The following is a 25,936-nucleotide window of genomic DNA, read 5'->3' on the forward strand; positions in this document are numbered from 1 at the left end:
ATCGCCTGCAGCACCGTCGCCGTGCCGAAGCAGACCGCCGCACCAAGGGCGTACACCATTCCAAAGATCACAAATCGACAGTAGGGGAGCGGCCGCGGGCGGGGGGCCACGCGCGCCCGTTCACACCGATCTCTAGGCTGACCGTCTGTCAGTGCACAACGGGGCGACATGGGGGAGACACGCACATGGCTGAAACACGGCGAAGGCTGCGCTCGAGCACGGTCGTGCTGGGCGGCATGGGCGTCCTCGCGGCGGCCCTGTCCGCCTGCGGCTCCGACCCCGACCGCCGCTGCGTGGACCGGGACAGCTACGACTACATCGACGGCTACAAGATCGTCGCCGACAAGAACTGCTCGTCCGGCACGTCCTCCTCCGGCAAGGGCCGCAAGAAGACCGGCACGACCAGGGTCGCCGACGCCGACTGGTACTACGACGCCGACGTCAGCGGCGGCTACGCCGAGGACGGCACCTTCAGCCGCAGCGAGGCCGTCGACCGGGGCGGCTTCGGCTGCTCCGGCTCCGGCAGCGGCGGCGGCTGACGGGCGGACACGGCAATGGAACGCCGGACCGCCGAGCCCCGCCCCGGCTGGCAGCAGACCGTCGAGGAACAGGGCCTGATCTACCCCCTCACCCGCTACCCCGACGACTCCCTGCGCCCGTACTGGGACGAGAGCGCGTACTACGCCTTCTCCCTGGAGGAGATAGAGGCCCTCGAAGAGGTGGTCGAGGACCTCCACCGCATGTGCCTGGCCGCCGCCGGCCACATCGTCACCGAGAACCGCTTCGCCGACCTGGGCATCACCGACCCCCGCGTCGCCCACGCGGTCGCCGAGGCCTGGCACCGCCGCGCCGAACTGCCCTCCGTCTACGGCCGCTTCGACCTCCGCTACGACGGCACCGGCCCGGCCAAGCTCCTGGAGTACAACGCCGACACCCCCACATCACTGGTCGAGGCCGCGTCCCCGCAGTGGTTCTGGATGGAGGACCGCTTCCCCGGCGCCGACCAGTGGAACTCCCTCCACGAACGCCTCATCGACGCCTGGAAGAAGCAGGCCGCCCTCCTCCCGCCGGGCAGCCCCCTCTACTTCGCGTACTCCTCGGCGGACGAACTCGGCGAGGACATGATGACGGTCGCCTATCTCAAGGAGACCGCCGAACAGGCGGGCCTGGTCACCGACTGGATCGCCATGGAGGAGATCGGCTGGGACCGCCTCTCCGGCCGCTTCGTCGACAACCGCCTCCGCTTCATCCGCAGCATCTTCAAGCTCTACCCCTGGGAGTGGCTCACCACCGACCGCTTCGCGGACCACGTCCTGGACACCCTCGACAACGGCGGCGGCACGGGCTCCACCCTGTGGATCGAACCGGCCTGGAAGATGCTCCTCAGCAACAAGGCGCTCCTGGCGATCCTGTGGGAGCTGTACCCGGACCACCCGAACCTCCTCCCCTCGTACCTGGACGGCCCTCGCGACCTGTCCACCACGGGCTGGGTGGCCAAGCCCCTCCTCGGCCGAGAGGGTGCGGGCGTCACGATCCACGAGCCCGGATCCGCCCCCACCCCCCGCGACGAGCCCTGCTGCTATCAGCAGCTCGCCCCACTCCCCGACTTCGACGGCAACCGGGTCGTCCTGGGCGCCTGGATGGTGGAGAACGAGCCGGCGGGCCTGGGCATCCGCGAGTCCTCGGGCCTGATAACGGACGAGTACGCAAGGTTCCTGCCCCACGTGATCCTTTAGGGGTCCTTTCACTATGCCCGTCCGGGGCGTAGGCGGGGCGCAGGAACACCCGGCAGACGCTCCCCGCCCACCCCACCCGGTAGGCTGACCGTGGGCCGTGACTGGCGCGCTGGGATGGACAAACCATCGGGGAGCGGCCCGAGCAGACAGAGCCGTGCGCCTGGGCCGTACCGTGAACGCTGAACGCAACGTCCGGAGGTCCACACATGTCAGCCGAGCCCCTCTCCACCGCTTCCACCGCCTACCGCGCCGCCCTCGACGTGATCCGCGCCGTCGAACCCCGCGTGGCGGACGCCATCGGCCAGGAGGTCGCCGACCAGCGCGAGATGCTCAAGCTGATCGCCTCCGAGAACTACGCCTCCCCGGCCACGCTCCTGACGATGGGCAACTGGTTCAGCGACAAGTACGCCGAGGGCACCATCGGCCGCCGCTTCTACGCCGGCTGCCGCAACGTCGACACCGTCGAGTCGCTCGCCGCCGAGCACGCCAAGGAGCTCTTCGGCGCCCGCCACGCCTACGTCCAGCCGCACTCCGGCATCGACGCCAACCTCGTCGCCTTCTGGGCCGTCCTCGGCGCCCGCGTCGAGGTGCCCTTCCTGGAGAAGACCGGCGTCCGCCAGATCAACGACCTCACGGACGCCGACTGGGCCGAGCTCCGCCATGCCTTCGGCAACCAGCGCATGCTCGGCATGTCCCTGGACGCCGGCGGCCACCTCACGCACGGCTTCCGCCCGAACATCTCCGGCAAGATGTTCGACCAGCGCTCCTACGGCACGGACCCGGCCACGGGCCTCATCGACTACGAGGCGCTGCGCGCCTCCGCCCGCGAGTTCAAGCCGCTGATCATCGTCGCGGGCTACTCCGCCTACCCCCGTCTGGTGAACTTCCGGATCATGCGGGAGATCGCCGACGAGGTCGGCGCGACGCTCATGGTCGACATGGCGCACTTCGCGGGCCTGGTCGCGGGCAAGGTCCTCACCGGCGACTTCGACCCGGTCCCGCACGCCCAGATCGTGACGACCACCACCCACAAGTCGCTGCGCGGCCCCCGCGGCGGCATGGTCCTGTGCGACGACTCGCTCAAGGACCAGGTCGACCGCGGCTGCCCGATGGTCCTCGGCGGCCCGCTCCCGCACGTCATGGCCGCCAAGGCCGTGGCCCTCGCCGAGGCCCGCCAGGAGTCCTTCCGCGACTACGCCCAGCGCATCGTCGACAACTCCCGCGCGCTGGCCGAGGGCCTGATGCGCCGCGGCGCGACCCTGGTGACGGGCGGCACGGACAACCACCTGAACCTGATCGACGTCGCCTCCTCCTACGGCCTCACCGGCCGTCAGGCCGAGGCCGCCCTGCTCGACTCGGGCATCGTCACCAACCGCAACGCCATCCCCGCCGACCCGAACGGCGCCTGGTACACCTCCGGCATCCGGATCGGCACCCCCGCCCTGACCACCCGTGGCCTGGGCACCGCCGAGATGGACGAGGTGGCCGGCCTCATCGACCGCGTCCTCACCACCGCGGAGCCGGGCACGACCAAGTCGGGCGTCCCCTCCAAGGCGTCCCACGTCCTCGACGCGAAGGTGGCGGACGAGATCTCCCAGCGCGCCACCGACCTCGTGGCCGGTTTCCCGCTCTACCCGGAGATCGACCTCGGCTGACACCCGTGGTCCGTCGCCAGTCCGGGGCCTGGGCTGACACCCGTGGTCCGTCGCCAGTCCGGGGCCTGGGCTGACACCCGTGGTCCGTCGCCAGTCCGGGGCCTGGGCTGACACCCGTGGCCCGTCAATCGTCCAGGTCGATCAACACCTGACGCGGCTCCTCCCGCGGCGGTCCGGCTTCCCGCCGGGCCGCCGCGCGGCGTATCAGCAGCGTGCCGCCCGCACCGGCCGCGAGCCCCAGCGCCCCCGCCGCCACCGCCCACCGGACGTCACCCCGTACCGGACCGCCCGGGTCCGCGGCGGCGGCCGTGCTCCCGACGGGCCCGTCTTCCGCGTCACCCAGCAGCCGCGCCAGGTCGAACCGCTCGAACACGGACCGCGGCGCCCGGTGCCAGCGGATGTCGTCGTCCTCCACGGTGGGTCTGGGATCCGAGCGCACCCAGGGCGTGCCGTCCTCGGCCACCATCAGCTGGTCCTGCCGCTCGACGGCCACGTCCCCACCCGGCGGCCGGTTCGTGCCCGGCCAGCCGCCGACCCCGGACAGCCCCCAGAGCACCGTGAGCCGCACCTGTGGGAAGTGCCCCTCCGCCCAGTCCTCCGGCACCCGCTCCGTCTCCTGGTGCGTGGGCTGCAGCAGCTGCCACAGCCGGGCGAAGTCGCGCTGCCCCGAGCGCACCGCCGCAGTCCGCCCCGTACCGCCCGCGACGACCATCGCCACGTCCGGAACGTCCCGCCCCCGCGCCGGGAGGGCCGCGGCGGTCGAGACCGTCGCGCACCAGGCGACCACGGCCGCCACCATCACCCCCAGCGCAGGCCGCACCACCCGGCCCCGGCCCCGCGCTCTCCCCGCCCCGCCTCGTGCCCGCATCGGTCCCCTCCACGTTCGCACCGCCCGAGCACGGCCGGGGAGACCCCCGCGTGCCTCACTCTCTTGGCTACACCGCCAGGGCCGAACGGGAGCCCGTCTGTTTCCGGCCGGTTCCGGATCGGCCCCCGGGACCTGAGAGAATGGTGAACATGGCCTCTGACCGACCTCGCGTGCTCTCCGGGATCCAGCCCACCGCCGGCTCGTTCCACCTCGGCAACTACCTCGGCGCCGTCCGCCAGTGGGTGGCCCTGCAGGAGACTCACGACGCGTTCTACATGGTCGTCGACCTGCACGCGATCACCATCCCGCAGGACCCGAAGGACCTGCGCGCGAACACGCGCCTGGCCGCGGCCCAGCTCCTCGCGGCGGGTCTCGACCCGGACCGCTGCACGCTCTTCGTGCAGAGCCACGTCCCCGAGCACGCCCAGCTCGCCTGGATCATGAACTGCCTCACCGGCTTCGGCGAGGCCGGCCGGATGACCCAGTTCAAGGACAAGTCCGCCAAGCAAGGCGCCGAGCGCGCCTCGGTCGGCCTGTTCACGTACCCGATCCTCCAGGTCGCGGACATCCTGCTCTACCAGGCCCACGAGGTCCCGGTCGGCGAGGACCAGCGCCAGCACATCGAGCTCACCCGTGACCTCGCCACGCGCTTCAACGGCCGCTTCGGCGAGACCTTCACCCTCCCGAAGCCGTACATCCTCAAGGAGACGGCGAAGATCTACGACCTTCAGGACCCGTCGATCAAGATGAGCAAGTCGGCGTCCACGCCGAAGGGCCTCATCAACCTCCTCGACGAGCCGAAGGCCACGGCCAAGAAGGTCAAGAGCGCCGTCACCGACACCGACACGGTGATCCGCCACGACGCCGAGAACAAGCCGGGCGTCAGCAACCTCCTCACGATCTACTCGACCCTCACCGGTGAGAGCATCGCCGAGCTGGAGGAGAAGTACACCGGCAAGATGTACGGCGCGCTCAAGACGGACCTCGCCGAGATCATGGTCGGCTTCGTGACGCCGTTCCGGGAGCGCACCCAGCAGTACCTGGACGACCCCGAGACGCTCGACTCGATCCTCGCCAAGGGCGCCGAGAAGGCCCGAGCGGTCGCCGCCGAGACCCTCGCGCAGGCGTACGACAAGGTCGGCTTCCTGCCCGCCAAGCACTGAACCCGCCCCCGCGCACAGCCGCACCACCGAACAGCGCTGTACATCACTCCGGTTGCGCCTGCCCGTAACCCGGTCGTGGCCGTACAGTCGATAACCGGGTGGTCGTATCAGCGGCCACACTGACACGACAGGAGACGACGTGGGGACCGTAACGATCGGTGTCTCGATCGCGGTCCCGGAGCCTCACGGCAGCGAGCTCCAGCAGCTGCGCGCGGGCTTCGGCGACGCCGCTGCTCACGGCATCCCCACGCACGTCACCCTGCTGCCGCCGACGGAGGTCGACGAAGCCTCCCTGCCGGCAGTCGAGGCGCATCTGGCCGAGGTCGCCGCCGCCGGCCGCGCGTTCCCCATGCGGCTGTCCGGCACCGGCACCTTCCAGCCCGTGTCGCCGGTGGTCTTCGTCCGGGTCGTCGCGGGCGCGGAGGCCTGCACACGGCTCCAGCAGCAGGTCCGCGACCCCGCCGGACCGGCCCCCCGCGAACTGCAGTTCCCGTACCACCCGCACGTCACCGTGGCGCACGGCATCGACGAGGCGGCCATGGACCGCGCCTTCGAGGAACTCGCCGGCTACGAGGCCGAGTGGCCCTGCACCGGCTTCGCCCTGTACGAGCAGGGCGCCGACGGCGTCTGGCGCAAGCTCCGCGAGTTCCCCTTCGGCGGCTCGGTGGTCCCCCCGCAGGCCGGGCGGATGGAGCGCGGCTCCGTCCCCATCCGCTGACCCGCTCGCGGGCTCAGACCGGCAGCCGCCGGAACACCCCGCGCGGCAGGTGCCGCAGCGCCGCCATCACCACGCGCAGCGTCCCCGGCACCCACACCGTCTCCGTGCGCCGCCGCAGCCCCAGCTCCACGGCCGTCGCGACCGCCTCGGGCGTGGTCGCGAGCGGCGCCTCGGGCAGACCGGCGGTCATCCGCGTCCGGACGAAGCCGGGGCGTACGACCATGACGTGCACGCCCGTGCCGTGCAGCGCGTCGCCCAGGCCCTGTGCGAAGGCGTCGAGACCGGCCTTGCTGGAGCCGTAGATGAAGTTCGCGCGGCGGGCCCGCTCGCCCGCGACGGAGGACATCACGACCAGCGAGCCGTGCCCCTGGGACTGGAGCGAGCGGGCGCACACCAGACCGGCCGAGACCGCGCCGGTGTAGTTGGTCTGCGCGACCCGCACCGCCGCCTCCGGTTCCCGCTCGTCGCGGGCCTGGTCGCCGAGCAGGCCGAAGGCGAGCAGCACCATGTCGACGTCGCCCTCGGTGAAGACCTTGCCGAGCACGGCCTCGTGGGAGGCCGGGTCGAGCGCGTCGAAGGCGACGGTGTGCACGTCGGCCCCGAGTCCGCGCAGCTGCCCGGCGGCCTCCTCCAGGGCGGGGGAGGGGCGGCCCGCCAGCCAGACCGTGCGGGTGCGGCGGGCGATCAGCCGGCGGGCGGTCGCCAGCGCGATCTCGGACGTACCGCCGAGGACGAGCAGGGACTGGGGGAGGCCGAAGGCGTCCTTCATGACAGCTCCTAGAGGTTGCTCACAGACTGAGGCGGCGGGCCAGGTCGGACACGAAGACCCCGCGCGGGTCCAGCTCGGCGCGCAGCTCGCGGAAGTCGTCGAGGCGCGGGTACATGGCCGCGAGCAGCTCCGGGCGCAGCCGGGCGTCCTTGGCGAGGTAGACGCGCCCGCCGGCGGCGGCGACCTCTTCGTCGAGTTCGTCGAGGAACGTGCCGAGGCCGGGCAGGCCCGCCGGGATGTCCAGCGCCAGCGTCCAGCCCGGCACGGGGAAGGACAGCCAGCCGGGGTCGGACTCCCCGAAGCGCTTGAGGACGGCGAGGAAGGACGGGCAGCGGCGTTCGGAGATGCGGCGCACAATGCGGCGCAGGGCGTCCTCGCGGCCGTGGCCGACGACGAACTGGTACTGCACGAAGCCGCCCCGGCCGTAGACGCGGTTCCAGTGGGGCACGCCGTCCAGAGGGTGGAAGAAGCCGGAGATCCGCTGGAGTCGGCCGGTCCGGGCGCGGGGGGCCTTGCGGTACCAGAGCTCGTTGAACAGGCCCACGGTCGTCCGGCTGAGCAGGCCCTCGGGGAGGATCTCGGGGGCGGTCGGGAGGCGGGGGGTGCGGAAGGCGAGCGGGTCCCGGCGCAGGCGCGCCGGGAGCGCGTCCAGCGGGGCGTGGTCGCCGCGGGTGAGGACCGCGCGGCCGGTGGCGGCGCCGCGGGCCAGCAGGTCGATCCAGGCGACCGAGTAGCGGTAGCGGTGGTCGGTGGCCGCGAGCCGGGCCATCAGGTCGTCGAGGTCCGTCGCCCGCTCGGTGTCGACCGACATCAGCGAGGTCTCGACCGGCTGGAGCCGGATCGTCGCGGTGAGGATCACACCGGTCAGGCCCATGCCGCCGGCCGTCGCGTCGAAGAGCGGCGTGCCGGGGATCACCGCGCGGATCTCGCCGTCGGCTGTGAGCAGTTCGAGGGCGAGCACATGCCGCGCGAAGGAGCCCGAGACGTGGTGGTTCTTGCCGTGGATGTCGGCGCCGATCGCCCCGCCGACGGTGACGTAGCGGGTGCCGGGGGTGACCGGCACGAACCAGCCGAGCGGCAGCAGCACCTCCATCAGCCGGTGCAGGGAGACGCCCGCGTCGCACAGCACGGTCCCGCCGTCGGCGTCGATCGCGTGCACCCGGTCCAGGGCCGTCATGTCGAGCACGGACCCGCCCGCGTTCTGCGCCGCGTCCCCGTACGCCCGCCCCAGGCCCCGGGGGATCCCGCCGCGCGCCCCGCAGCCCCGGACGGCTGCCGCGGCCTCCTCATACGACCGGGGGCGGATCAGCCGGGCGGCGGTGGGGGCGGTGCGGCCCCAGCCCGTGACGGTGGTGTGGTCCAGGCCCATGACGTCCGGGCCGGAATCGGTGTCGGCAGACATGTTCGTGACCGTATCGCCCCAGTCTGAGCGATCAGTTCGGGAACATGGCATCCCTCCCCGAAATGGGTGATTAATGGGATGTCGCTCAATATTGCCGGACTTAAGGCCTGATGGGCGTGAACAGTAGGTCCACATGGACGACCTCGACGACCTGCACGACATGGACCACCGGATCGTTTCGGCGCTCAGGGAGTGCGGCACCGACCCTCGCGTGGCCGGCGCCGCGCGTGCCCTGTCCTGGGCGGGGGAGCACGCGGCGCTGTGGCTGGCGGCGGGGCTCGCCGGAGCCGCCGTCGACGGCAGGCGGCGCGGCGCCTGGTTGCGCGGCACCGCCCTGACCGCGGGGGCGCACCTGGTCAGCATGGGGGTGAAACGGGTCGTGCGCAGGCCGCGCCCCGCGCACATCGTGCCCCTGGTGCGCACCGCAGGCAGGCACTCCTTCCCCAGCTCGCACGCCACCTCCGCCGCGGCCGCCGCCGTCGCCTTCGGCGCCCTGGGAGCCCACGCGGTCCCGCCGCTCGCCGCCGCCGTGTGCGTATCGCGCCTCGTGGCCGGCGTCCACTACTTCTCCGACGTGGCCGCGGGCGCGGCCCTCGGCGCCCTCACGGCCCGGCTGGGCGCCCGCTGGATGCGGGGAGGCGTCGACCATGACTGAGACGGCCGTCCTGCGGCAGCGCACCCACCATGAGCGGCCCGCGCCACCCCGCAAGGGCGGTCTCCTGGCCGGGCTCCTCAGGACCGCGCGCCCCAAGCAGTGGGTCAAGAACGTCCTCGTGGTCGCCGCCCCGGCCGCCGCGGGCGAGCTCTTCTCCCGGCACGCCCTGAGCCGACTCGCCCTGGTCTTCTGCTTCTTCACCGCCTGCGCCGCCGCCGTCTACCTCGTCAACGACGCCCGCGACGCCGAAGCCGACCGCGCCCACCCCGTCAAGCGGCACCGCCCGGTCGCCGCCGGGCAGGTCCCCGTCCCCGTCGCCTACGCCGTCGGCGGCTGTCTCGGCGTCCTCGCGCCCGCCGCCGCGGCCTGGCTGTGCGGGCCCGCCGTCGCCGCCCTGCTGACCGCCTACCTCGCCATGCAACTGGCCTACTGCATCAGCCTCAAGCACGTCCTCGTCGTCGACCTCGTCGTCGTCACGACCGGGTTCCTGATGCGGGCCATGATCGGCGGACTCGCCCTCGGCATTCCGCTGTCCCGCTGGTTCCTGATCACCACCGGCTTCGGCGCGCTGTTCATGGTGTCGGCCAAGCGCTACTCGGAAGCCGTCCAGATGGCCGGAAAAGCGGGCGCCACACGGGCGTTGCTCACCGAGTACACCACCGGCTACCTCCGCTTCGTCTGGCAGCTCGCGGCCGGCGTCGCCGTCCTCGGCTACTGCCTGTGGGCCATGGAGGAGGGCGGCGTCCCGCACACCAGCGTCCTGCCCTGGCGCCAACTGTCCATGGTCGCCTTCATCCTGGCGATCCTCCGGTACGCCGTGTTCGCCGACCGCGGCACGGCCGGCGAACCCGAGGACGTCGTCCTGCGCGACCGCGCCCTCGCGCTCATCGGCGTGGCCTGGGTGGCGATGTACGGCCTGGCCGTGGCGAATTGGTGACCACGCGCGCGTGGCGGAGCCTCCGGCCCGTCGGGCGGGGGGCGCCGACTCCGTCGAGCCCCGGCGTCCCGTGCCGCCGGGAACTGATCGGCTTCGCCACCGTCGGGCTCCTCGCCTACGCCGTCGACCTGGCCCTGTTCACCGGCCTGCGCGGTCCCGCCGGACTCGACCCGCTCACCGCCAAGTCCCTGTCCTTCCTGGCCGCCTGCACGGTCGCCTACGCGGGCAACGCCCTCGGCACCTACCGGACCGCGCGCGCACCGGGCCTGCGCCCGTACGCCGTGTTCTTCGCGGTGAACCTCGCCGGAGCCGCCGTACAACTGCTGTGCCTGGCCGTCAGCCACTACGGCCTCGGCCTCACCTCGCAGCGCGCGGACACCGTCTCCGGTGCGGTCGTCGGTATGGCGCTGGCCACAGTCCTGCGGTTCTGGGGTACCCGTACATGGGTGTTCCGGGCGGAGGGCAGAGTCGGATCATGGACTGGCTGAAAAGGCTCCCGGTGATCGGGCCGTGGTCGGAGCGGCTGACGATCAGCCACGCGTGGCGGTCGTACGAGCGGCTCGACCGCGTGAAGTGGCCGCGGCTGGCCGCCGCGATGACCTTCAGGAGTTTCGTCGCGCTGTTCCCGTTGCTGACGGTGTCCGCCACCATCGCCGCCGCCACGCTCAGCAAGGAGCAGGAGAACGTGCTGCAGGACAAGCTCGCCGAACAGGTCCCCGGCATCTCCGACCAGCTGGACATCGCCGGCCTCGTGGACAACGCCGGCACGATCGGTCTCATCGCGGGCGCGCTGCTGCTCTTCACCGGCATCAGCTGGGCCGGCTCGATGCGCGAGTGCCTGCGCGCCGTGTGGGAGCTGCCCGACGAGGAGGAGAACCCGCTCCTGCGCTACGGCAAGGACGCCGGTGTCCTGGTCGGCCTCGGCGGCGCGCTCCTCGTCACCATCGCCGCCTCCGCCGTCGCCTCCGCGATGATCGGCTGGATCACCCGGCAGCTCGGCATCGACGAGGGCGGCTGGAGTGGTGTCCTGCTGCACATCGCCGCTTTCCTGATCGCCGTCTTCGCGAACTTCCTGCTTCTGCTCTACGTCCTCACCCTGCTGCCCGGCGTCGAGCCGACGCGCCACCGCCTGTTCGTCGCGGCGCTGACCGGCGCGATCGGCTTCGAACTGCTGAAGCTGCTGCTCAGCGGCTATCTGCAGGGCGTGGCCGCGAAGAGCATGTACGGCGCGTTCGGAGTGCCCGTCGCGCTGCTGTTGTGGATCAACTTCACCTCGAAGCTGGTGCTGTTCTGCGGCGCCTGGACGGCGACGCAGAGCAAGGAGGACGAAGTCCCCGAGATCACGGACGAGTCCGGCGGCGCACCAGATCCGGCAGCGGCCAACGGCGGTTGACCAGGAACGCGCCGCCCGCGAGCAGCACCAGCGCCCCGCCCGTGATGCCGAGCGCGGTCCCGATGCCGCTGGAGCCGTCGGCGGCCGGGGCGCCGGCCACCGGCTTCGAACCGGTCCCGGCCGTGCCGCTGCCGCCGTCCCCGGAGCCGCCCGCCTCGCCGGAGGGGTTCGCGCCGGGCTTGGCCTGCGCGGCGCCCTTGGGCGGCACCAGCTCGCCCACCGGCTGCACCTTCCCGGCCGCCTTGAACCCCCAGTCGAACAGCCGGGCCGTCTCCTTGTAGACCTCGTTGTGCTCGGGCTTCTCCGGCTTCATCACCGTCACCAGCAGCACCTTGCCGCCGCGCTCGGCGACGCCGGTGAAGGTGGCGCCCGCATTGGTCGTGTTGCCGTTCTTGACGCCCGCGATGCCCGCGTAGACGGGCACGTCGGAGTCACCGGCCAGCAGCCGGTTGGTGTTCTGGATCTCGAAGGACTCGCGGACCTTCTTGCCCTTCTTGCCCTTCTTGGTCTGCCCGGGGAACTTGGCGCTGACCGTCGAGGCGTACTCGCGGAAGTCCTTCTTCTGCATCCCGGAGCGGGCGAACAGCGTCAGGTCGTACGCGGAGGAGACCTGCCCCTCGGCGTCGTAGCCGTCCGGGCTGACGACGTGCGTGTCGAGGGCCTGGAGCTCCTCGGCGTGCTCGTTCATCTCCTTGACGGTGTTCTCGACGCCCTTGTTCATGGCGGACAGCACGTGCACGGCGTCGTTGCCGGAGCGCAGGAAGACGCCCAGCCACAGGTCGTGGACCGTGTACGTCTCCTCCTCCTTTATCCCGACCATGCTGGAGCCCGCGCCGATGCCCGCCAGGTCCGCGGGCACGACCTCGTGCTTGGTGTCGCTCGGGAACTTCGGCAGCAGCGTGTCCGCGAACAGCATCTTCAGCGTGCTCGCGGGGGCCAGGCGCCAGTGCGCGTTGTGCGCGGCCAGCACGTCACCCGACTCGGCGTCGGCGACGATCCAGGAACGGGCGCTCACATCCTTCGGCAGCACCGGTACGCCGCTCGCCAGGTTCACCTGCGTCCCCGGCCTGCCGAGCCGGGCGCCGCCCACGCTCGACATCGAGGCCGGGGGAGTGGCCGAGGGGGTCGCGCTCGCCGACGGGCTGTCCGAGGGCTTCGGGGCGGCGACGGCGACGGGCGCGGCCAGGGCGAGGGACGACAGGACGGCGGAGGTGACCAACAGGGATCGCCTGGCGGTCTTCTTCGGAGCGGGCACGGTCGGAAACGTACATGCCGTACGGGGGGAAGTCCCGCCTCCGGCCCCACCCCGGGAACGGAACCGGACACCGGCTGGCGATACTGGTCTCATGAAGCTCAGCCGCCCCGTCTCCTGGTTCCTGCTCGCCTTCGGGGTGTGGAGCTGGGTCATCTGGATCACTTTCGTCAAAAACCTCGTCAAGGACAGCAGCGGACTCGCCTTCGACGACGGTGATCCCACGGCCTACTTCTGGGTGCACCTGCTGCTCGCCGTCGTGTCCTTCGTATTGGGGACGGCCGTCGGGGCCATCGGGTTGCGTGGTCTGCGCGCACTGCGCCGGACGTCATAGCGGCGATCGGGAGAAACGGCACCGTGGTCATCGTTTTCGTACTCGTCGCCGTACTGGTCCTGGCCGTCGTCGTGACGGCCAACTGGTACGTGTGGCGCCGACTGTTCCGCGACACGACCCGCGGCCCGGGTCTCGTCCGCCGTGCCGGTGCGGTCCTGATCGCAGGCGGCTGGGGCCTGGCGATCACGGCCCTGGTCGCCGAACGCTCCGGCGCCCCCTTCTGGCTCCAGCAGGTCCTCGCCTGGCCGGGCTTCCTGTGGCTGGCCCTGTCGATATACCTCCTGCTGGCGGTGGTGGCCGGCGAGATCGTCCGACCGCTCCTGCGCCGCTTCCTGGAGCACCGGGCGAGACGAACGGACCAGCGCCCACAGCCCGACCCGGTGACGCCCACCGAGGGAGTGTCGGCATCGGCCCCCGACTCCCCTGCGGACGGCACTCCCGCCACGGGCACGGCAGGCCCCCAGGGCAACAGCGTCGCCGCGCCGCAGGCGAACGGCAGCGGCGCGGCTCCCGTGACCGGGACCGGCGATGCCGGGGCACCCGCGCCTGGTCCGACGCCCGCAGCCGCCTCGCAGCACGACCGCGGCGCCTCCGCCACCGCCCCTCACCCGCCGAACGGCACCGGCCCGGACGCCGCGCCCGAGGCCTCCCCACAGCTCCCTTACACCGCCACCCCCACCGGCCCCACCCGCCGTCTCTTCGTCTCGCGGGTCGTCGCCGGGGCCGCCGCGGCCGCCGCCGTCGGGACCGTGGGGTACGGGACGTACGGCGTGCTGCGCGGCCCGAAGGCCAAGCGGGTCACCGTGCCGCTGGCCAAGCTGCCGCGCGCCGCGCACGGGTACCGGATCGCCGTGGTCAGCGACGTGCACCTCGGCCCGGTCCTGGGACGCGGCTTCGCGCAGAAGGTCGTCGAGACGATCAATGCGACCCAGCCCGACCTGATCGCGGTCGTAGGCGACCTGGTCGACGGCAGTGTGAAGGACCTCGGCCCCGCGGCCGCCCCGCTCGCCCAGCTGAGGGCCCGTCACGGCTCCTACTTCGTCACCGGCAACCACGAGTACTTCTCCGGCGCCGAGCAATGGGTGGAGGAGGTCCGCCGCCTGGGCATCACCCCCCTGGAGAACGCCCGCAGGGAGATGCCGTACTTCGACCTGGCCGGAGTCAACGACGTCGCGGGCGAGGACGAGGGCCAGGGCCCCGACTTCGCGAAGGCGCTCGGCGACCGCGACACCGCACGCGCGTGCGTGCTGCTCGCCCACCAGCCCGTCCAGATCCACGACGCCGTCGAGCACGGCGTCGACCTCCAGCTCTCCGGCCACACCCACGGCGGCCAGCTCTGGCCGGGCAACCTCATCGCCTCCGGCGCCAACCCCACCCTCGCGGGCCTGGACCGCTACGGCGACACCCAGCTCTACGTCTCGCGCGGCGCCGGTGCCTGGGGCCCGCCCACCCGCGTGGGCGCCCCGTCGGACATCACCCTGATCGAGCTGGCGTCGAGGCGGGCCTGACGGCGCGCACCCTGTGAGAACGCTGTGAAACCGGACCGAAACACCCATCGGTCTCCATCGGTAAGGTCTTTCCCAACTCGGCAGATCTCCCCTCCCCCCGCTCAAAATCCTGTGATTGGGTGAGCGCGCCACGAAGGGGTGTGGCATACGCACAAGGGCCTGAACGGGCTCAAAGGGCCTGGGGAGGACAAAGCCGATGCGGTCGGTTCGCATACGGATACTCGCGGGGCTGCTTGTCCTGGCCGCCGTGGGCGTGGGCGCCTGGCAGTTCCTGCCGTCGAAGGGCTACGGGAAGACCATCACGGTCGGCACGACGGACGGCGTCACCTCGCTCGACCCGGCCGGTGCCTACGACGCGGGCTCCTGGGCGCTGTTCAGCAACGTCTTCCAGCCGCTGCTGACCTTCGCGCCGGGCGGCACCGCCCCCGTGCCGGACGCGGCGAAGAGCTGCGCGTTCGCGCACGGCGACCTCACCACGTACCGCTGCGAGCTGCGCGACGGCCTCACCTTCCCGAGCGGCCGGGCGATGAACGCCCAGGACGTGAAGTACTCCTTCGACCGGATCCTGAAAATCAAGGCCCCCGTCGGCCCGGCGTCCCTGCTCGGCACCCTGGCTTCCGTGGACGCCGCCGGCATGACCGTCACCTTCCACCTGACCTCCCCGGACGCGACGTTCCCCTTCAAGGTCGCCACCGGCGCCGGTTCGATCGTCGACCACACCGCGTACCCGGCCGGCAAGCTGCGCACCGACGCCGGCGTCGACGGCACCGGCCCCTACACCCTCACCTCGTACACGAAGGACCACGAGGCGGTCCTCGCTCCCAACCAGCACTACCGGGGTGCCGTCGGCGGCGGCGACGGGCGGCCCGTCGACCTGCGCTACTACGCGACCCCCCAAGCCCTGGACACCGCCTGGAAAGACAAGCAGGTCGACGTCGCGACCGACCAGCTGCCGCCCGGCGTCCTCGCCGGACTCAACCCGAGCGACCCCAGCCGGCGCGTCTACGAGGCCGACGGCTCGGAGACCCGGAACCTGTACTTCAACACCCGCGCGGGCAAGCCGCTGCACGACCCGAAGGTCCGGCAGGCCATGGCCTGGCTCATCGACCGCGAGCAGCTGGCCGCCACCGTCTACGACGGCACCGTCGACCCGCTGTACTCCCTGATCCCGGCGGGCCTCACCGGGCACACCACCTCGTTCTTCGACGACTACCCGAAGCCGGACCCGGAGAAGGCCCGGAAACTGCTCACCCAGGCCGGCGTGAGCCTGCCCGTGCACGTCACCTACGGCTACGCCGAGGGCCGCGGCGCCGGTGAGCAGGAGGCGGCCGAGATCAAGAAGGAACTGGAGGCGAGCGGCCTGTTCAAGGTCACCCTCCGGGGCTACGAGTGGACCGCCTTCCAGAAGCAGTGGGCGAGCGGCAAGCTCGACGCGTACGCCGTCGGATGGCTCGCCGACTTCCCCGACCCGGACACCTTCGGCGCCGCTCTCGTCGGCACTGGCAGCGCCATGAACACCGGCTACAGCAGCAAGACCGTCGACCGGCTCATCAAGGACAGCCGGCGCTTCGCCGAGCGGACCGAGGCCGACCAGGACTTCCGTTCAGTGCAGCAGACCGTCGCCGAGGACGTCCCGGTGCTGCCGCTGTGGCAGGCCAAGGAGTACGTCGTCACGACCGAGGACGTCGGCGGTGGCCAGTACCTGTCGGACGGCACGGGCGTGTTCCGTCTGTGGAGCCTCACCGACCTCTGACGCCTGCCCCGCTGTCAGGGGTCGGAGCGCCGCCGCGCCGCCGGATCGGGGATGGCGTTCGTCATCCCCGGCAGGAACTCCGTGAACAGCTCGTGCACCTCGCGCACGAGCGGTCGCAGCACCCGGAAGCGGGCCAGGGCGACGCCCCGCGCGGTGAGCCGGGCGCCGCGCTCGGCCAGCCGGTAGCTGCGCTCGCGCCCCTCGGTACGGTCGAAGATCCAGTACAGGACCAGCCCCATCTGGGAGAGCCACATCAACTCGGGAAGGATGTCCCGCAGTTCCTCGGGCACCTTCGTCTTCGTGGCCCCGGCGAGCACCTCCCGGTGGACGCTGATGGCCTCCTCGCGCGCGTGCTCCGACTCGGGCGAGAAGGGGCTGAGCGGGCTGTCCGGGTCGGCGGCGTTCTTGAAGAACTGCACCGCGAACTCGTGGTAGGGCGCGGCGATGTCCAGCCAGGCCCGCAGCACCCCCGCGAGACGGGCCTCCAGGTCGCGTTCCCGGTCCAGGATCTCCCGGACCGCCACCTGGTGCTCGGCGGCGATCCGGTCGTAGAAGCCCTGGATCAGGTGCTCCTTGCCGGCGAAGTAGTAGTACGCGTTGCCGACGGAGACCCCTGCCTCCTTGGCGATGGCCCGCATCGTCGTCTTGTCGTAGCCGCGCTCCTGGAACAGCCGCATGGCCGTCTCCAGGATCAGGGCGCGGGTCTGCTCGGACTTGGTGGGGGTGGCGCCGTCGTCGGGGCCGTCGTTCTTCGCGGGCACGGGAAGAGAGCCTAACGTCAGCAGGGGTGTGGCTACCGAGGGGCGCAGGTGCCGTCGGCGCAGCCGGGCGCGGTGTAGCTCCAGCCCCTGCCGGGGTCGTACGACCAGCCGTCCGCGCGCCGGTACACCTGGCCGCCCCACTGCGCGCCGCCGCGCTGCCCCCGGTGCGCCCGCGCCCCGCGCCACCTGGCGGCGGCGAGCACCGCGCCCTTGGCCAGCAGGGCACCGGAGGGGGTGCTCAGCCGGTGGGCGAGCGGCCGGTGCTCGCGCAGCGCCCACAGGGTGACCACCCAGGCGGCGGGGCCCCGGTAGACCTGCCCGGCGTCGCCGACGACGGTGATCTCGTCGAGGGTGGCGCCGTGGTCGAGGCCGGGATAGCGCCGCCGGGCCTCCTCGGTGGCGGCCGGGACCGGCTCCAGCGGCACCAGCTGAGGCTGCCGCAGGAGCCAGTCGCGCAGGAACGCGCACAGGGAGCACTCGGCGTCATACAGGACGGTGAGCCGGCGGACCGGTGCGGTGGCGTTCATACCGGTCTCCGCTCAGGCCTGCGCCTGCGGGGCCACCCAGCCCTGCGGCGGCACCGGGGGCATCTGCTCCCGCTCCATGGCGCCCCGGCGCCGGATCCGGTTGAGCACGTAGACGTTGGCCAGGTGCATCACGCCGAGCACCAGCAGCACCACGCCGAGCTTGGTCGACAGAGCCTCGAAGATGCCGCGGGCGTCGGTGATGGTCTCGTCATCGCTCAGGTACAGCGCGACGAACCCGAGGTTGACGAGGTAGAAGCCGACCACCAAGAGGTGGTTGACGGCGTCGGCGAGCTTCTCGTTGCCGTGCAGCACGTCGGCGAGGAAGACCCTGCCGTTACGGCTGAGCGTGCGGGCCACCCAGATGGTCAGACCGATGCTGACCAGTAGATAGATGACGTAGGCGATGACCGTGCGGTCCATAGCCCCACCCTTCTTGAACACGTTCAAAACGCTGTCGAGGATGACTCTAGACCTACTTTTGAACATGTTCAACACGAGGTTCCGGGGGGATTGTCAGTGGTGCCTCGTACTGTCCTCGGCATGGGAATCGTGACGTTCGTCGACGAGACGACGGCGGGGGAGCGACGCACGGCCTGGGGTGGAGATCGCCGAAGAGCGGCTGACCGTACGGGAACTGATCCGGCGCCGGGTGTTCCAGGAGGTCGCCGAGTACAACGCCCGTACGCCGGAGGTCTTCCAGGGCCTCGTGCAGCCGGAGAACACCGAGCGCGCGCTGAACGGCTACACGGTGCGCACGCCCCGCCGGATCGACCCCGAGGCCCAGACGGCCCTGGCCGAGCGGGCCTTCGCGGGAAACGGCTTCCTGGTGCTGGTGGGCGACCGTCAGGTCACCGACCCGGACGAGGAGATCGGGCTGACGCTCGGCACCGACGTCATGTTCCTGAAGCTCGTCCCCCTGGTCGGTGGCTGATGAGCTCCCTCCGCACGCCCCGGTCGCACACGGACCGGCTGCGCCACAGGATCGCCGACGGCGACATCGGCCGGGTCGCCGGCGAGGCGCTGCGCGTCATGGACTCCAGCCGCGGCGCCTGGGGAGGAGGCTGGGAGCAGACGCTGGACCAGCTCCGGGTCCTGCCGGCCGGGCACCGCCGTGAGCTGCTGCACGCCCTGGCCTGCATCACCCCCTGCGTGGCCGCAACGCCTGCCGGACGGCGCCCATCCAGGCCGTCGAGATCCCGCAGAGCCCGGTCAATCATCCGCAGACCCACGTCGTACCGGCCGGACGACATCGTGGTCTGTGCGCGAAGGTAGGCATACATGGCGGCCAGCCCCGGCTCGTCGGCGCGCGGCGCGATCCACGCCAGCCGGTCCAGCGCAACGGTAGCTTGATTGTTCGAGAGCCGATTCTCGAACAAACGGGGAAGATTGCAGATCTGCCCCCCAGCGAGTGCGTGAAGTCCATTCGCATCCTCTTGTCCACGTTCGCTGTGGCTGACACGCGGCGACGGGAAACGGAGTGCCGAGGAACTTGTGGCCACGCCTGGCGCAATCCGTCGTAGGCGCCGACGTCTCTGGCCTGCCGAGGGGAAATTGTCGGGGAATTCTGAGTTCGTTCGGGCAGGAATTGGGGGCCCTCGCTGACGGGGCTGTCGGTCGGGTCGAGGGCGTTGCCGATCTGACCGGTTCTGAGTGTCGCGGCTCAGTCGCTCGTTCTCGGCCGACCCGCCTTGAGGATCTCTGTCACGTCGAGGGTCACCTTGGCGCCGATGGAGTCCGGGAGAGTGACGAGCTCGCCGGAGGCGTGCGGGCGGTGGACCTCATAGGTACTTCCGACCGGGTCGGTCAGGACATGGAGGCGCTGGTGCTTGCGGTCCACGACGACGTAGACAGGGACCTTCGCCTCGGCGTAGGCGGCGACCTTCGCCTTGAGGTCGTCCATCCAGTTCCCGGACGTGACTTCCAGGACGAGACGGAAGCCGGCCGGATCGTAGGCGTTGTTCTCGACGAGGTGGTCGTCGATGTCGGCGTCCACCACCACGAGGTCGGGGATGGCGTAGTCCTCGGCGCCGGTGGGGAGCCAGAGTCCAACGTTCTGCAGGACCTCGGTCGCCGTCGTCCAGTCCTGCTGCGACGAACGGACGCATGAGTTTGGTCAGGACTCGGGCGTGAGGTGCATCCGGGGACGGGGTCACGAGGAGATGGCCTCCGATGATCTCGACGCGGTAGCCCGGATGGCGCTCCATGATCTCGTCGGCGATGGTCGTGAGGGTGACCGGCTCTTCATCGTGGAAGGGCTGCTCGACGGAAGCTGCGGACATCAGGTGCCTCCTGGGAACTGGTGTCGAGAGCATCATCGTAGGTCGGACGACGCCTGCGCGGCCTTCACGATCTCCTTCACTCGATGGTGCGGCATATGCCAGAGGGCCCCGGCTCCGGTGCGAAACCGGAAACAGGGGCCCTCGAAGCGCAAGCGGTCGACCTCAGAAGCGGCGCGTGATCAGCGCACGCTTCACCTCGGCGATCGCCTTCGTGACCTCGATGCCGCGCGGGCACGCGTCCGTGCAGTTGAAGGTCGTGCGGCAGCGCCACACGCCGTCGCGGTCGTTGAGGATCTCCAGCCGCTGCTCGCCGGCCTCGTCACGCGAGTCGAAGATGAAGCGGTGCGCGTTGACGATGGCGGCCGGGCCGAAGTACTGGCCGTCGTTCCAGAAGACCGGGCACGACGTGGTGCAGGCCGCGCAGAGGATGCACTTCGTCGTGTCGTCGAAGCGCTCGCGGTCCTCGGCCGTCTGGAAACGCTCACGCGTCGGCTCGTTCGTGTCCTTCGTGATGAGGAAGGGCATGACGTCGCGGTACGCCTGGAAGAACGGCTCCATGTCGACCACGAGGTCCTTCAGGACCGTGAGGCCCTTGATGGCCTCGACCGTGATCGGCTTCTCGGGGTTGATGTCCTTGATCAGCGTCTTGCAGGCCAGACGGTTCTTGCCGTTGATCCGCATCGCGTCCGAGCCGCAGATGCCGTGGGCGCAGGAGCGGCGGAAGGTCAGGGTGCCGTCCAGGTCCCACTTGATCTTGTGGAGGGCGTCGAGGACGCGCTCCTTCGGGTCGATGTCCAGCTGGAAGTCTTCCCACACCGCCTCCGCCGCGACCTCGGGGTTGAAGCGGCGGATGCGAAGGGTGACCGTGATGTAGGGGGAGTCGGCGAAACCGGGCTCGGGCTTGCCGGCCGCGTCTTCCTTGTCCAGAACAGGGGTAGCCATCAGTACTTACGCTCCATCGGCTGGTAGCGGGTCTGGACGACCGGCTTGTAGTCGAGACGGACGGTCTCGGTGCCGTCGTCGCCGACCTCGCGGTACGCCATGGTGTGGCGCATGAAGTTGACGTCGTCGCGGTTCGGGTAGTCCTCGCGGTAGTGACCGCCGCGGGACTCCTTGCGGGCGAGCGCGGAGACCGCCATGACCTCGGCGAGGTCCAGCAGGTTGCCCAGCTCGATGGCCTCCAGCAGGTCCGTGTTGAACCGCTTGCCCTTGTCCTGGATCGAGACGTTCAGGTAGCGCTCGCGCAGCTCCGCGATCTTCTCGACCGCCGTCTTGATCGTCTGCTCGGTGCGGAACACCATGACGTTGGCGTCCATGGTCTCCTGCAGCTCACGCCGCAGCTCCGCCACCCGCTCGGTGCCGGTGGCGTCGCGCAGCCGCTCCACCTGGTCGATCACGAGCTCCGCCGGGTTCTCCGGCAGCTCGACGAACTCCGCCTTCTGCGCGTACTCGGCGGCGGCGATGCCCGCCCGCTTGCCGAAGACGTTGATGTCCAGCAGCGAGTTGGTGCCGAGGCGGTTGGCGCCGTGCACGGACACGCAGGCGACCTCGCCGGCCGCGTACAGGCCCGGGACGACCGTGGTGTTGTCCGCCAGGACCTCACCCTCGACGTTGGTCGGGATGCCGCCCATGGCGTAGTGCGCGGTGGGCTGGATCGGGATGGGGTCCGTATAGGGCTCGATGCCGAGGTAGGTGCGCGCGAACTCCGTGATGTCCGGGAGCTTCGCGTCCAGCTGCTCCGGCGGGAGGTGCGTGAGGTCGAGGTAGACGTGGTCGCCCTCGGGGCCGCAGCCGCGGCCCTCACGGATCTCCGTGTAGATGGAGCGCGAGACGACGTCACGGGACGCGAGGTCCTTCATGACCGGCGCGTACTTCTCCATGAAGCGCTCGCCGTCCTTGTTGCGGAGGATGCCGCCCTCACCGCGGGCGCCCTCCGTCAGCAGGATGCCCATGCGCCAGATGCCGGTCGGGTGGAACTGGAAGAACTCCATGTCCTCCAGCGGCAGCCCGCGGCGGTAGACGGCCGCCTGGCCGTCACCGGTCAGCGTGTGCGCGTTCGACGTCACCTTGAAGAACTTGCCGCAGCCGCCGGACGCGTAGACCACGGACTTCGCCTGGAAGATGTGGATCTCGCCGGTGGCGAGTTCGTACGCCACGACGCCCGCCGACTTCCTGACGCCGTCGACCTCGGTGATCAGCTGGTCCAGGACGTAGAACTCGTTGTAGAACTCCACGCCCTCCTTGACGCAGTTCTGGTACAGCGTCTGAAGGATCATGTGGCCGGTGCGGTCGGCCGCGTAGCAGGAGCGGCGGACCGGGGCCTCGCCGTGGTTGCGGCTGTGACCGCCGAAGCGGCGCTGGTCGATCGTGCCGTTCGGCGTGCGGTTGAACGGCAGGCCCATCTTCTCGAGGTCCAGGACCGAGTCGATGGCCTCCTTCGCCAGGATCTCGGCGGCGTCCTGGTCGACCAGGTAGTCACCGCCCTTGACCGTGTCGAAGGTGTGCCACTCCCAGTTGTCCTCCTCCACGTTGGCGAGCGCGGCGGCCATGCCGCCCTGCGCGGCGCCCGTGTGGGAGCGGGTGGGGTACAGCTTGGTCAGCACGGCGGTGCGGCTGCGCTTCGTGGACTCGATGGCCGCGCGCATGCCCGCGCCACCGGCGCCGACGATGACGGTGTCGTACTTGTGGATCTTCATGATTCTCGCAACCCCGTGCCTAGCGGATGTTCGGGTCGAAGGTGAAGATCACCAGCGTGCCCAGCAGGATGGTGAACACCGTGGCGGTGTAGAGCAGGCCCTTGAGCCACAGCCGGGTGTTCGCGCGCTCCGCGTAGTCGTTGATGACCGTGCGCAGGCCGTTGGCGCCGTGCAGCATGGCGAGCCACAGCATCAGCAGGTCCCAGACCTGCCAGAACGGGGACGCCCAGCGGCCCGCCACGAAGGCGAAGCCGATCTTGGAGACGCCGCCGTCCAGTACAAGCTGGATCAGCAGGTGGCCGAGAACCAGGACGACCAGCACCACGCCGGACAGGCGCATGAACAGCCAGGCGGCCAGCTCGAAGTTGCCCCGGGTGCTCTTCGGGGTCTTCTTGGTCCGCTGGCGCGGGGCCTCGATGAAGGGCGCCGGGTTGTCGACGGTGTAGACGGCACCGCCCTCGACGGGGCCGACGCCGGCAGCGGTCTTTTCAGTCGTGGACATGTGCGTCAGCTCCCGAAGAGTTCACGAGCGGCGTGACCGAGGACGGGGTAGATGGCCCCGAGCATCAGCACGACCCACAGGGCGACGACGGTCCAGAGCATCTGCTTCTGGTAGCGGGCGCCCTTGATCCAGAAGTCGACAGCGATGACGCGCAGGCCGTTGAGCGCGTGAAAGAGGATGGCGGCGACGAGGCCGTACTCCAGCAGCGCGACGATCGGCGTCTTGTACGTGGCCACGACGGTGTCGTAGGCCTCCGGGGACACACGGACGAGGGCGGTGTCCAGCACGTGAACGAACAGGAAGAAGAAGATGAGGACGCCGGTGACTCGGTGAGCCACCCAGGACCACATTCCTTCCCGGCCGCGGTACAGCGTTCCAGCCGGCACGGAAGTTTCCTCCGGGAGCGGGGATTGGGGCCGCGCCGGCTTGGTGTGTCGGTCGGGCCCGGCCGGGTACGGTCCACCGGCCCCCAGCATCGTAGCGATGCGCTGCGGCTGGGCTGCGCCGGGGTCTGGCTGTGTGATCAAACTGGCATGCGTACGGGCTAGCCACGCGGCTTCTGGGGTGGGCTGTCCTGTTATCGGCCGGGCGCGGGTTCGCTGTGGTCGAGCGCGCAGTCCCCCGCGCCCCTCATCGCGCCTACCAGCCGTTCCTTTGCCAGTCGCCGTAGCTCATCGGCCACTGTCGCCCGCTCCTCCTCCGGATCGTTTGTCAATCGTGACCGGATGGCCTCCAGGAGCCGGTCCAGGGTCTCGGCGGGGGACACCCCGTCCAGGCAGATGACGAACACGTGTCCGAAGCGGGCCTCGTAGGCGGCGTGGGCCGCGCTGAGGGCGGTGTGGGCCGCGGCGTAGGTGTCCGGCGGGAGGGCGGGCAGGGGCTCGGCCGCCAGCGCTTCCGTGAGGTCGGGCCAGCCGAGGTCGTAGGCGGCCTCGTCCGCCGCCGCCAGCAGGGAGTCCAGGTCCGGGTAGGGGCGGTGGTCCGCGACACGCCCGGCCCAGCGGTGGCTGCGCAGGCAGGAGAGAAGGGCCTGCTCCAGGTCCTCCTCGGAGGCTGCGTTGAAGGGCTCCACGGGTATGGCGAGCCGGCCGGGGAGATCTGGGAGACGGTGCGCAGGCAGCGTGGGTCCTCGTGGGCGTCACGTGTGTCGGCAGGGCAAGTTGTGAGAGATGTGACGTCACGCTATCGAGTGCGACCACGGCGTGTCCGAAGGATGCCTGAATTTTCACCCAGGAGGGAGAGTTCCGGAACGCGTGGTGGACGCGCGTCGGACGCCCCCGGGTTTTAGGTTGGCCGTGTGAGTCAGCACAGGCGCCGGACTTCGGCGAAGCAGGAGAAACAGCGGCAGGTGCTGGTCGTGGCCATGGCCGTAGCCCTGGTCGTGGTCGGGGCCGGGGTGAGCCTTGGGCTCTGGGCGGCCTCGGGGGGCGACGGCGGGTCCACCGGCTCTCAGGCCAGATCCTCGCAGGGGGCCACCGCGGCGGCGCCCCCGGACCGAGCACCGGAGGCGGGCCCGAGCTCCAGTCCGACCCGCTCCTACCCGCTGTCCGAGGCCCCCCGAACCATCCCCGCCGTGCGGGACCACGAGCCGGCGCGCGGCCCGGGCTGGCAGCCCGAGAAGGGCAACCGGGTGGTCGTGGACGACCCGGCGCTGGCCGACGAGGGACGGCTGGTCGCCGGCGAGCTGGGGATGGCGTACGCGGGCGAGAAGGGCGACAAGAAGGCCGGGGACCTGCGGCTGGCGCTGAACGGCGACAAGGGCGCGAACCCGGAGTCGTACACGATGACCGTGCGCGACGGGCGGGTGGAGATCGACGGGCCCACCGACGCGGGGGTCTTCTACGGCACCCGCACGCTCAAGCAGGAGACCCACGGCGGCGGCACGGCGCCCGAGGGCGTCGTGAAGGACGAACCGGCCAAGCCGCAGCGCGGGTTCATGCTGGACATCGCCCGCAAGAACTTCACGGCCGGCTGGATCGAGGACCGCGTCCGGGAACTGGGCGACCTGAAGTACAACCAGCTGGGGCTGCACTTCTCCGACGACCAGGGGTTCCGGATCGAGTCGTCCTCGCACCCGGAGATCGTGTCGGAGCGGCATCTGACCAAGGCGCAGGTGCGGGAGATCATCGACCTCGCGCAGAGCCGGCACATCACGATCGTGCCCGAGATCGACTCGCCCGGGCACCTCGGGGCGGTCCTCGACGCCCACCCGGACCTGCAGCTGCGCACCGCGCAGGGGTCGGCGGTGCAGGGTGCCATCGACATCTCCGAGGCCGAGAGCGCCGGGATCGTCGACGACCTGCTCAACGAGTACGCGGACCTCTTCCCCGGCGGGCCGTGGCACCTCGGCGGTGACGAGTACCAGGCGCTGACCCGGTCGAACCCGGAGGCGTCGTTCCCGCAGCTGGCCGCGGCCGCCCAGGAGAAGTACGGCTCCGGCGCGACGGTCGCCGACCTGGCGACCGGCTGGCTGAACGACCGGGCCGACACCGTCCGCAAGCACCGGCGCGTCCCGCGCGCCTGGAACGACGGCTTCTTCCGCGGCACCTCCGTGCAGGCCGCCAAGGACATCCAGGTCGCCTACTGGACCGGCAAGGAGATCGGTGCCCGGGCTCCCCTGGAGTACCTCCAGGCGGGCCGCAAGGTGATCAACTACAACGACGAGTTCCTGTACTACGTGCTCGGCGAGCCGCAGACCTTCGTCTACCCGACCGGGCAGCGGATCTACGAGCAGTGGACGCCGCGGGTGCTGCGCGGCACCGCGGCCGTACCGGCGCGTTACGACGGCCAGATCCTCGGCGGGACCTTCGCCGTCTGGTGCGACCTGGCGAACTCCCAGACGCAGGACCAGGTGGCGGCCGGGATCCGGATGCCGCTGCGGGCGACGGTCCAGAAGCTGTGGGACCCGGGCGAGCCCGAACTGTCCTGGGCGCAGTTCCGGGCGCTGGCGGACAGGCTCGGCTGACCGGCACGAATTGGCGCATACGGCTGCGAACTCCCGTACGACTGTGGTGGTCTTCTCGCGAGC

28 protein-coding genes, 1 pseudogene and 1 riboswitch are annotated in these 25,936 nt (G+C 70.9%); of the genes and pseudogenes, 16 read left to right on the forward strand and 13 right to left on the reverse strand.

Annotated elements, in window-relative coordinates:
* Positions 1–185 precede the first annotated feature (185 nt).
* The 3 genes from ABZ281_RS03650 to ABZ281_RS03660 all read left to right on the forward strand — a co-directional run bounded on the left by ABZ281_RS03650 (position 186) and on the right by ABZ281_RS03660 (position 3,391).
* On the forward strand, positions 186–539 hold the full coding sequence (locus ABZ281_RS03650; RefSeq protein ID WP_356651709.1) for a hypothetical protein: 354 nt from the start codon (positions 186–188) through the stop codon (positions 537–539).
* 15 nt (positions 540–554) lie between these two features.
* Entirely contained in the window at positions 555–1,736 is a 1,182-nt protein-coding gene (locus ABZ281_RS03655) for a glutathionylspermidine synthase family protein (protein WP_356651711.1), read from the forward strand.
* 87 nt (positions 1,737–1,823) lie between these two features.
* Positions 1,824–1,909, forward strand: a riboswitch (ZMP/ZTP riboswitch).
* Positions 1,910–1,942: 33 nt separating this feature from the next.
* Positions 1,943–3,391 (forward strand): glycine hydroxymethyltransferase, encoded by a 1,449-nt coding sequence (locus tag ABZ281_RS03660; protein ID WP_356651713.1) that lies wholly within the window; start codon positions 1,943–1,945, stop codon positions 3,389–3,391.
* A 124-nt stretch (positions 3,392–3,515) separates the two neighbouring features.
* Here ABZ281_RS03660 and ABZ281_RS03665 read toward each other — a convergent pair whose 3' ends face one another.
* The gene (locus ABZ281_RS03665; protein WP_356651753.1) at positions 3,516–4,103 is read right to left on the reverse strand and encodes a hypothetical protein; all 588 of its coding nucleotides are present in this window, start codon (positions 4,101–4,103) and stop codon (positions 3,516–3,518) included.
* A 305-nt stretch (positions 4,104–4,408) separates the two neighbouring features.
* Here ABZ281_RS03665 and trpS point away from each other — a divergent pair, with 305 nt between their 5' ends.
* Both trpS and ABZ281_RS03675 read left to right on the forward strand, forming a co-directional pair.
* The gene (trpS, locus tag ABZ281_RS03670; RefSeq protein ID WP_356651715.1) at positions 4,409–5,422 is read left to right on the forward strand and encodes a tryptophan--tRNA ligase; all 1,014 of its coding nucleotides are present in this window, start codon (positions 4,409–4,411) and stop codon (positions 5,420–5,422) included.
* A 139-nt stretch (positions 5,423–5,561) separates the two neighbouring features.
* Positions 5,562–6,140 (forward strand): 2'-5' RNA ligase family protein, encoded by a 579-nt coding sequence (locus ABZ281_RS03675; RefSeq protein WP_356651717.1) that lies wholly within the window; start codon positions 5,562–5,564, stop codon positions 6,138–6,140.
* A 13-nt stretch (positions 6,141–6,153) separates the two neighbouring features.
* Here the strand turns inward: ABZ281_RS03675 and ABZ281_RS03680 are convergent, their stop codons facing one another.
* Both ABZ281_RS03680 and ABZ281_RS03685 read right to left on the reverse strand, forming a co-directional pair.
* Complete coding sequence (locus ABZ281_RS03680; RefSeq protein WP_356651719.1) at positions 6,154–6,909, reverse strand: decaprenylphospho-beta-D-erythro-pentofuranosid-2-ulose 2-reductase; 756 nt, start codon at positions 6,907–6,909, stop codon at positions 6,154–6,156.
* A 19-nt stretch (positions 6,910–6,928) separates the two neighbouring features.
* Positions 6,929–8,311, reverse strand: a complete 1,383-nt coding sequence (locus tag ABZ281_RS03685; protein WP_356651721.1) for an FAD-binding oxidoreductase — start codon at positions 8,309–8,311, stop codon at positions 6,929–6,931.
* Between the two features lie 133 nt (positions 8,312–8,444).
* On the opposite strand from ABZ281_RS03685, the gene ABZ281_RS03690 reads away from it, so the two are divergent.
* The 4 genes from ABZ281_RS03690 to ABZ281_RS03705 all read left to right on the forward strand — a co-directional run bounded on the left by ABZ281_RS03690 (position 8,445) and on the right by ABZ281_RS03705 (position 11,296).
* On the forward strand, positions 8,445–8,966 hold the full coding sequence (locus ABZ281_RS03690; RefSeq protein ID WP_356651723.1) for a phosphatase PAP2 family protein: 522 nt from the start codon (positions 8,445–8,447) through the stop codon (positions 8,964–8,966).
* On the forward strand, positions 8,959–9,903 hold the full coding sequence (locus tag ABZ281_RS03695) for a decaprenyl-phosphate phosphoribosyltransferase (RefSeq protein WP_356651725.1): 945 nt from the start codon (positions 8,959–8,961) through the stop codon (positions 9,901–9,903). The genes ABZ281_RS03690 and ABZ281_RS03695 overlap by 8 nt, the downstream gene beginning before the upstream one ends.
* An 83-nt stretch (positions 9,904–9,986) precedes the next feature.
* A complete protein-coding gene (locus tag ABZ281_RS03700) occupies positions 9,987–10,391 on the forward strand; it encodes a GtrA family protein (protein ID WP_189591755.1) in 405 nt (134 codons plus the stop codon).
* Positions 10,379–11,296: a YihY/virulence factor BrkB family protein gene (locus ABZ281_RS03705; RefSeq protein WP_356651727.1), complete on the forward strand. Its 918-nt coding sequence runs from the start codon at positions 10,379–10,381 to the stop codon at positions 11,294–11,296. The genes ABZ281_RS03700 and ABZ281_RS03705 overlap by 13 nt, the downstream gene beginning before the upstream one ends.
* On the opposite strand, the gene ABZ281_RS03710 is transcribed toward ABZ281_RS03705, so the two are convergent.
* On the reverse strand, positions 11,244–12,551 hold the full coding sequence (locus ABZ281_RS03710; RefSeq protein ID WP_356651729.1) for a D-alanyl-D-alanine carboxypeptidase: 1,308 nt from the start codon (positions 12,549–12,551) through the stop codon (positions 11,244–11,246). The two genes, ABZ281_RS03705 and ABZ281_RS03710, sit on opposite strands and share 53 nt — an antisense overlap.
* Before the next feature lie 91 nt (positions 12,552–12,642).
* Here ABZ281_RS03710 and ABZ281_RS03715 point away from each other — a divergent pair, with 91 nt between their 5' ends.
* The 3 genes from ABZ281_RS03715 to ABZ281_RS03725 all read left to right on the forward strand — a co-directional run bounded on the left by ABZ281_RS03715 (position 12,643) and on the right by ABZ281_RS03725 (position 16,143).
* Positions 12,643–12,882, forward strand: coding sequence for an SCO4848 family membrane protein (locus ABZ281_RS03715; protein WP_185012490.1), 240 nt, complete (start codon positions 12,643–12,645; stop codon positions 12,880–12,882).
* Positions 12,883–12,905: 23 nt separating this feature from the next.
* Complete coding sequence (locus ABZ281_RS03720; protein WP_356651731.1) at positions 12,906–14,390, forward strand: metallophosphoesterase; 1,485 nt, start codon at positions 12,906–12,908, stop codon at positions 14,388–14,390.
* Positions 14,391–14,586: 196 nt separating this feature from the next.
* A complete protein-coding gene (locus ABZ281_RS03725; protein WP_356651733.1) occupies positions 14,587–16,143 on the forward strand; it encodes an ABC transporter substrate-binding protein in 1,557 nt (518 codons plus the stop codon).
* A gap of 14 nt (positions 16,144–16,157) precedes the next feature.
* Here the strand turns inward: ABZ281_RS03725 and ABZ281_RS03730 are convergent, their stop codons facing one another.
* From ABZ281_RS03730 to ABZ281_RS03740, 3 genes are read right to left on the reverse strand one after another with little or no spacing between them, the layout of a single operon-like run.
* Positions 16,158–16,904, reverse strand: a complete 747-nt coding sequence (locus ABZ281_RS03730; protein ID WP_356651735.1) for a TetR family transcriptional regulator — start codon at positions 16,902–16,904, stop codon at positions 16,158–16,160.
* Between the two features lie 32 nt (positions 16,905–16,936).
* Positions 16,937–17,431, reverse strand: a complete 495-nt coding sequence (locus tag ABZ281_RS03735) for a DCC1-like thiol-disulfide oxidoreductase family protein (RefSeq protein WP_356651737.1) — start codon at positions 17,429–17,431, stop codon at positions 16,937–16,939.
* Between the two features lie 12 nt (positions 17,432–17,443).
* Positions 17,444–17,851, reverse strand: a complete 408-nt coding sequence (locus ABZ281_RS03740) for a hypothetical protein (protein WP_356651739.1) — start codon at positions 17,849–17,851, stop codon at positions 17,444–17,446.
* 178 nt (positions 17,852–18,029) lie between these two features.
* Here ABZ281_RS03740 and ABZ281_RS03745 point away from each other — a divergent pair, with 178 nt between their 5' ends.
* The 3 genes from ABZ281_RS03745 to ABZ281_RS03755 all read left to right on the forward strand — a co-directional run bounded on the left by ABZ281_RS03745 (position 18,030) and on the right by ABZ281_RS03755 (position 18,951).
* A complete protein-coding gene (locus ABZ281_RS03745; RefSeq protein ID WP_356651741.1) occupies positions 18,030–18,362 on the forward strand; it encodes a hypothetical protein in 333 nt (110 codons plus the stop codon).
* Complete coding sequence (locus ABZ281_RS03750; RefSeq protein ID WP_356651743.1) at positions 18,362–18,703, forward strand: hypothetical protein; 342 nt, start codon at positions 18,362–18,364, stop codon at positions 18,701–18,703. The genes ABZ281_RS03745 and ABZ281_RS03750 overlap by 1 nt, the downstream gene beginning before the upstream one ends.
* Before the next feature lie 74 nt (positions 18,704–18,777).
* On the forward strand, positions 18,778–18,951 hold the full coding sequence (locus ABZ281_RS03755) for a DUF5958 family protein (RefSeq protein WP_356651745.1): 174 nt from the start codon (positions 18,778–18,780) through the stop codon (positions 18,949–18,951).
* A 140-nt stretch (positions 18,952–19,091) separates the two neighbouring features.
* On the opposite strand, the pseudogene ABZ281_RS03760 reads toward ABZ281_RS03755, so the two are convergent.
* The 6 genes and pseudogenes from ABZ281_RS03760 to ABZ281_RS03785 form a co-directional block, all read right to left on the reverse strand.
* Positions 19,092–19,710: pseudogene (locus ABZ281_RS03760) on the reverse strand (Uma2 family endonuclease).
* 162 nt (positions 19,711–19,872) lie between these two features.
* The gene (locus ABZ281_RS03765) at positions 19,873–20,652 is read right to left on the reverse strand and encodes a succinate dehydrogenase iron-sulfur subunit (RefSeq protein WP_356651747.1); all 780 of its coding nucleotides are present in this window, start codon (positions 20,650–20,652) and stop codon (positions 19,873–19,875) included.
* Entirely contained in the window at positions 20,652–22,406 is a 1,755-nt protein-coding gene (gene sdhA / locus ABZ281_RS03770) for a succinate dehydrogenase flavoprotein subunit (RefSeq protein ID WP_356651749.1), read from the reverse strand. Before sdhA ends, ABZ281_RS03765 begins: the two co-directional genes overlap by 1 nt.
* A 19-nt stretch (positions 22,407–22,425) precedes the next feature.
* Positions 22,426–22,908, reverse strand: a complete 483-nt coding sequence (locus ABZ281_RS03775) for a succinate dehydrogenase hydrophobic membrane anchor subunit (RefSeq protein WP_031132891.1) — start codon at positions 22,906–22,908, stop codon at positions 22,426–22,428.
* Positions 22,909–22,913: 5 nt separating this feature from the next.
* On the reverse strand, positions 22,914–23,294 hold the full coding sequence (gene sdhC / locus ABZ281_RS03780; RefSeq protein ID WP_031107855.1) for a succinate dehydrogenase, cytochrome b556 subunit: 381 nt from the start codon (positions 23,292–23,294) through the stop codon (positions 22,914–22,916).
* Between the two features lie 191 nt (positions 23,295–23,485).
* Positions 23,486–23,980, reverse strand: coding sequence for a 2-oxo-4-hydroxy-4-carboxy-5-ureidoimidazoline decarboxylase (locus ABZ281_RS03785; RefSeq protein WP_356651751.1), 495 nt, complete (start codon positions 23,978–23,980; stop codon positions 23,486–23,488).
* Positions 23,981–24,271: 291 nt separating this feature from the next.
* Here ABZ281_RS03785 and ABZ281_RS03790 point away from each other — a divergent pair, with 291 nt between their 5' ends.
* A complete protein-coding gene (locus tag ABZ281_RS03790; protein WP_356651755.1) occupies positions 24,272–25,873 on the forward strand; it encodes a glycoside hydrolase family 20 protein in 1,602 nt (533 codons plus the stop codon).
* Positions 25,874–25,936: the final 63 nt, after the last annotated feature.

The sequence above is a fragment of the Streptomyces sp. NPDC006265 genome, from assembly GCF_040613555.1.
GTDB lineage: Bacteria > Actinomycetota > Actinomycetes > Streptomycetales > Streptomycetaceae > Streptomyces.

Bases quoted from the DNA above. Each gene is read 5' to 3' on its own strand.
- ABZ281_RS03660 (WP_356651713.1), top strand. From the start codon at position 1,943: ATGTCAGCCGAGCCCCTCTCCACCGCTTCCACCGCCTACCGCGCCGCC.
- ABZ281_RS03725 (WP_356651733.1), top strand. From the start codon at position 14,587: ATGCGGTCGGTTCGCATACGGATACTCGCGGGGCTGCTTGTCCTGGCC.
- ABZ281_RS03765 (WP_356651747.1), bottom strand. From the start codon at position 20,652: ATGGCTACCCCTGTTCTGGACAAGGAAGACGCGGCCGGCAAGCCCGAG.
- ABZ281_RS03695 (WP_356651725.1), top strand. From the start codon at position 8,959: ATGACTGAGACGGCCGTCCTGCGGCAGCGCACCCACCATGAGCGGCCC.
- ABZ281_RS03665 (WP_356651753.1), bottom strand. From the start codon at position 4,103: ATGGTCGTCGCGGGCGGTACGGGGCGGACTGCGGCGGTGCGCTCGGGG.
- ABZ281_RS03705 (WP_356651727.1), top strand. From the start codon at position 10,379: ATGGACTGGCTGAAAAGGCTCCCGGTGATCGGGCCGTGGTCGGAGCGG.
- ABZ281_RS03680 (WP_356651719.1), bottom strand. From the start codon at position 6,909: ATGAAGGACGCCTTCGGCCTCCCCCAGTCCCTGCTCGTCCTCGGCGGT.
- trpS (WP_356651715.1), top strand. From the start codon at position 4,409: ATGGCCTCTGACCGACCTCGCGTGCTCTCCGGGATCCAGCCCACCGCC.
- ABZ281_RS03790 (WP_356651755.1), top strand. From the start codon at position 24,272: ATGGCCGTAGCCCTGGTCGTGGTCGGGGCCGGGGTGAGCCTTGGGCTC.
- ABZ281_RS03650 (WP_356651709.1), top strand. From the start codon at position 186: ATGGCTGAAACACGGCGAAGGCTGCGCTCGAGCACGGTCGTGCTGGGC.
- ABZ281_RS03775 (WP_031132891.1), bottom strand. From the start codon at position 22,908: ATGTCCACGACTGAAAAGACCGCTGCCGGCGTCGGCCCCGTCGAGGGC.
- sdhA (WP_356651749.1), bottom strand. From the start codon at position 22,406: ATGAAGATCCACAAGTACGACACCGTCATCGTCGGCGCCGGTGGCGCG.
- ABZ281_RS03750 (WP_356651743.1), top strand. From the start codon at position 18,362: ATGAGCTCCCTCCGCACGCCCCGGTCGCACACGGACCGGCTGCGCCAC.
- ABZ281_RS03740 (WP_356651739.1), bottom strand. From the start codon at position 17,851: ATGGACCGCACGGTCATCGCCTACGTCATCTATCTACTGGTCAGCATC.
- ABZ281_RS03690 (WP_356651723.1), top strand. From the start codon at position 8,445: ATGGACGACCTCGACGACCTGCACGACATGGACCACCGGATCGTTTCG.
- ABZ281_RS03685 (WP_356651721.1), bottom strand. From the start codon at position 8,311: ATGTCTGCCGACACCGATTCCGGCCCGGACGTCATGGGCCTGGACCAC.
- ABZ281_RS03655 (WP_356651711.1), top strand. From the start codon at position 555: ATGGAACGCCGGACCGCCGAGCCCCGCCCCGGCTGGCAGCAGACCGTC.
- ABZ281_RS03715 (WP_185012490.1), top strand. From the start codon at position 12,643: ATGAAGCTCAGCCGCCCCGTCTCCTGGTTCCTGCTCGCCTTCGGGGTG.
- ABZ281_RS03735 (WP_356651737.1), bottom strand. From the start codon at position 17,431: ATGAACGCCACCGCACCGGTCCGCCGGCTCACCGTCCTGTATGACGCC.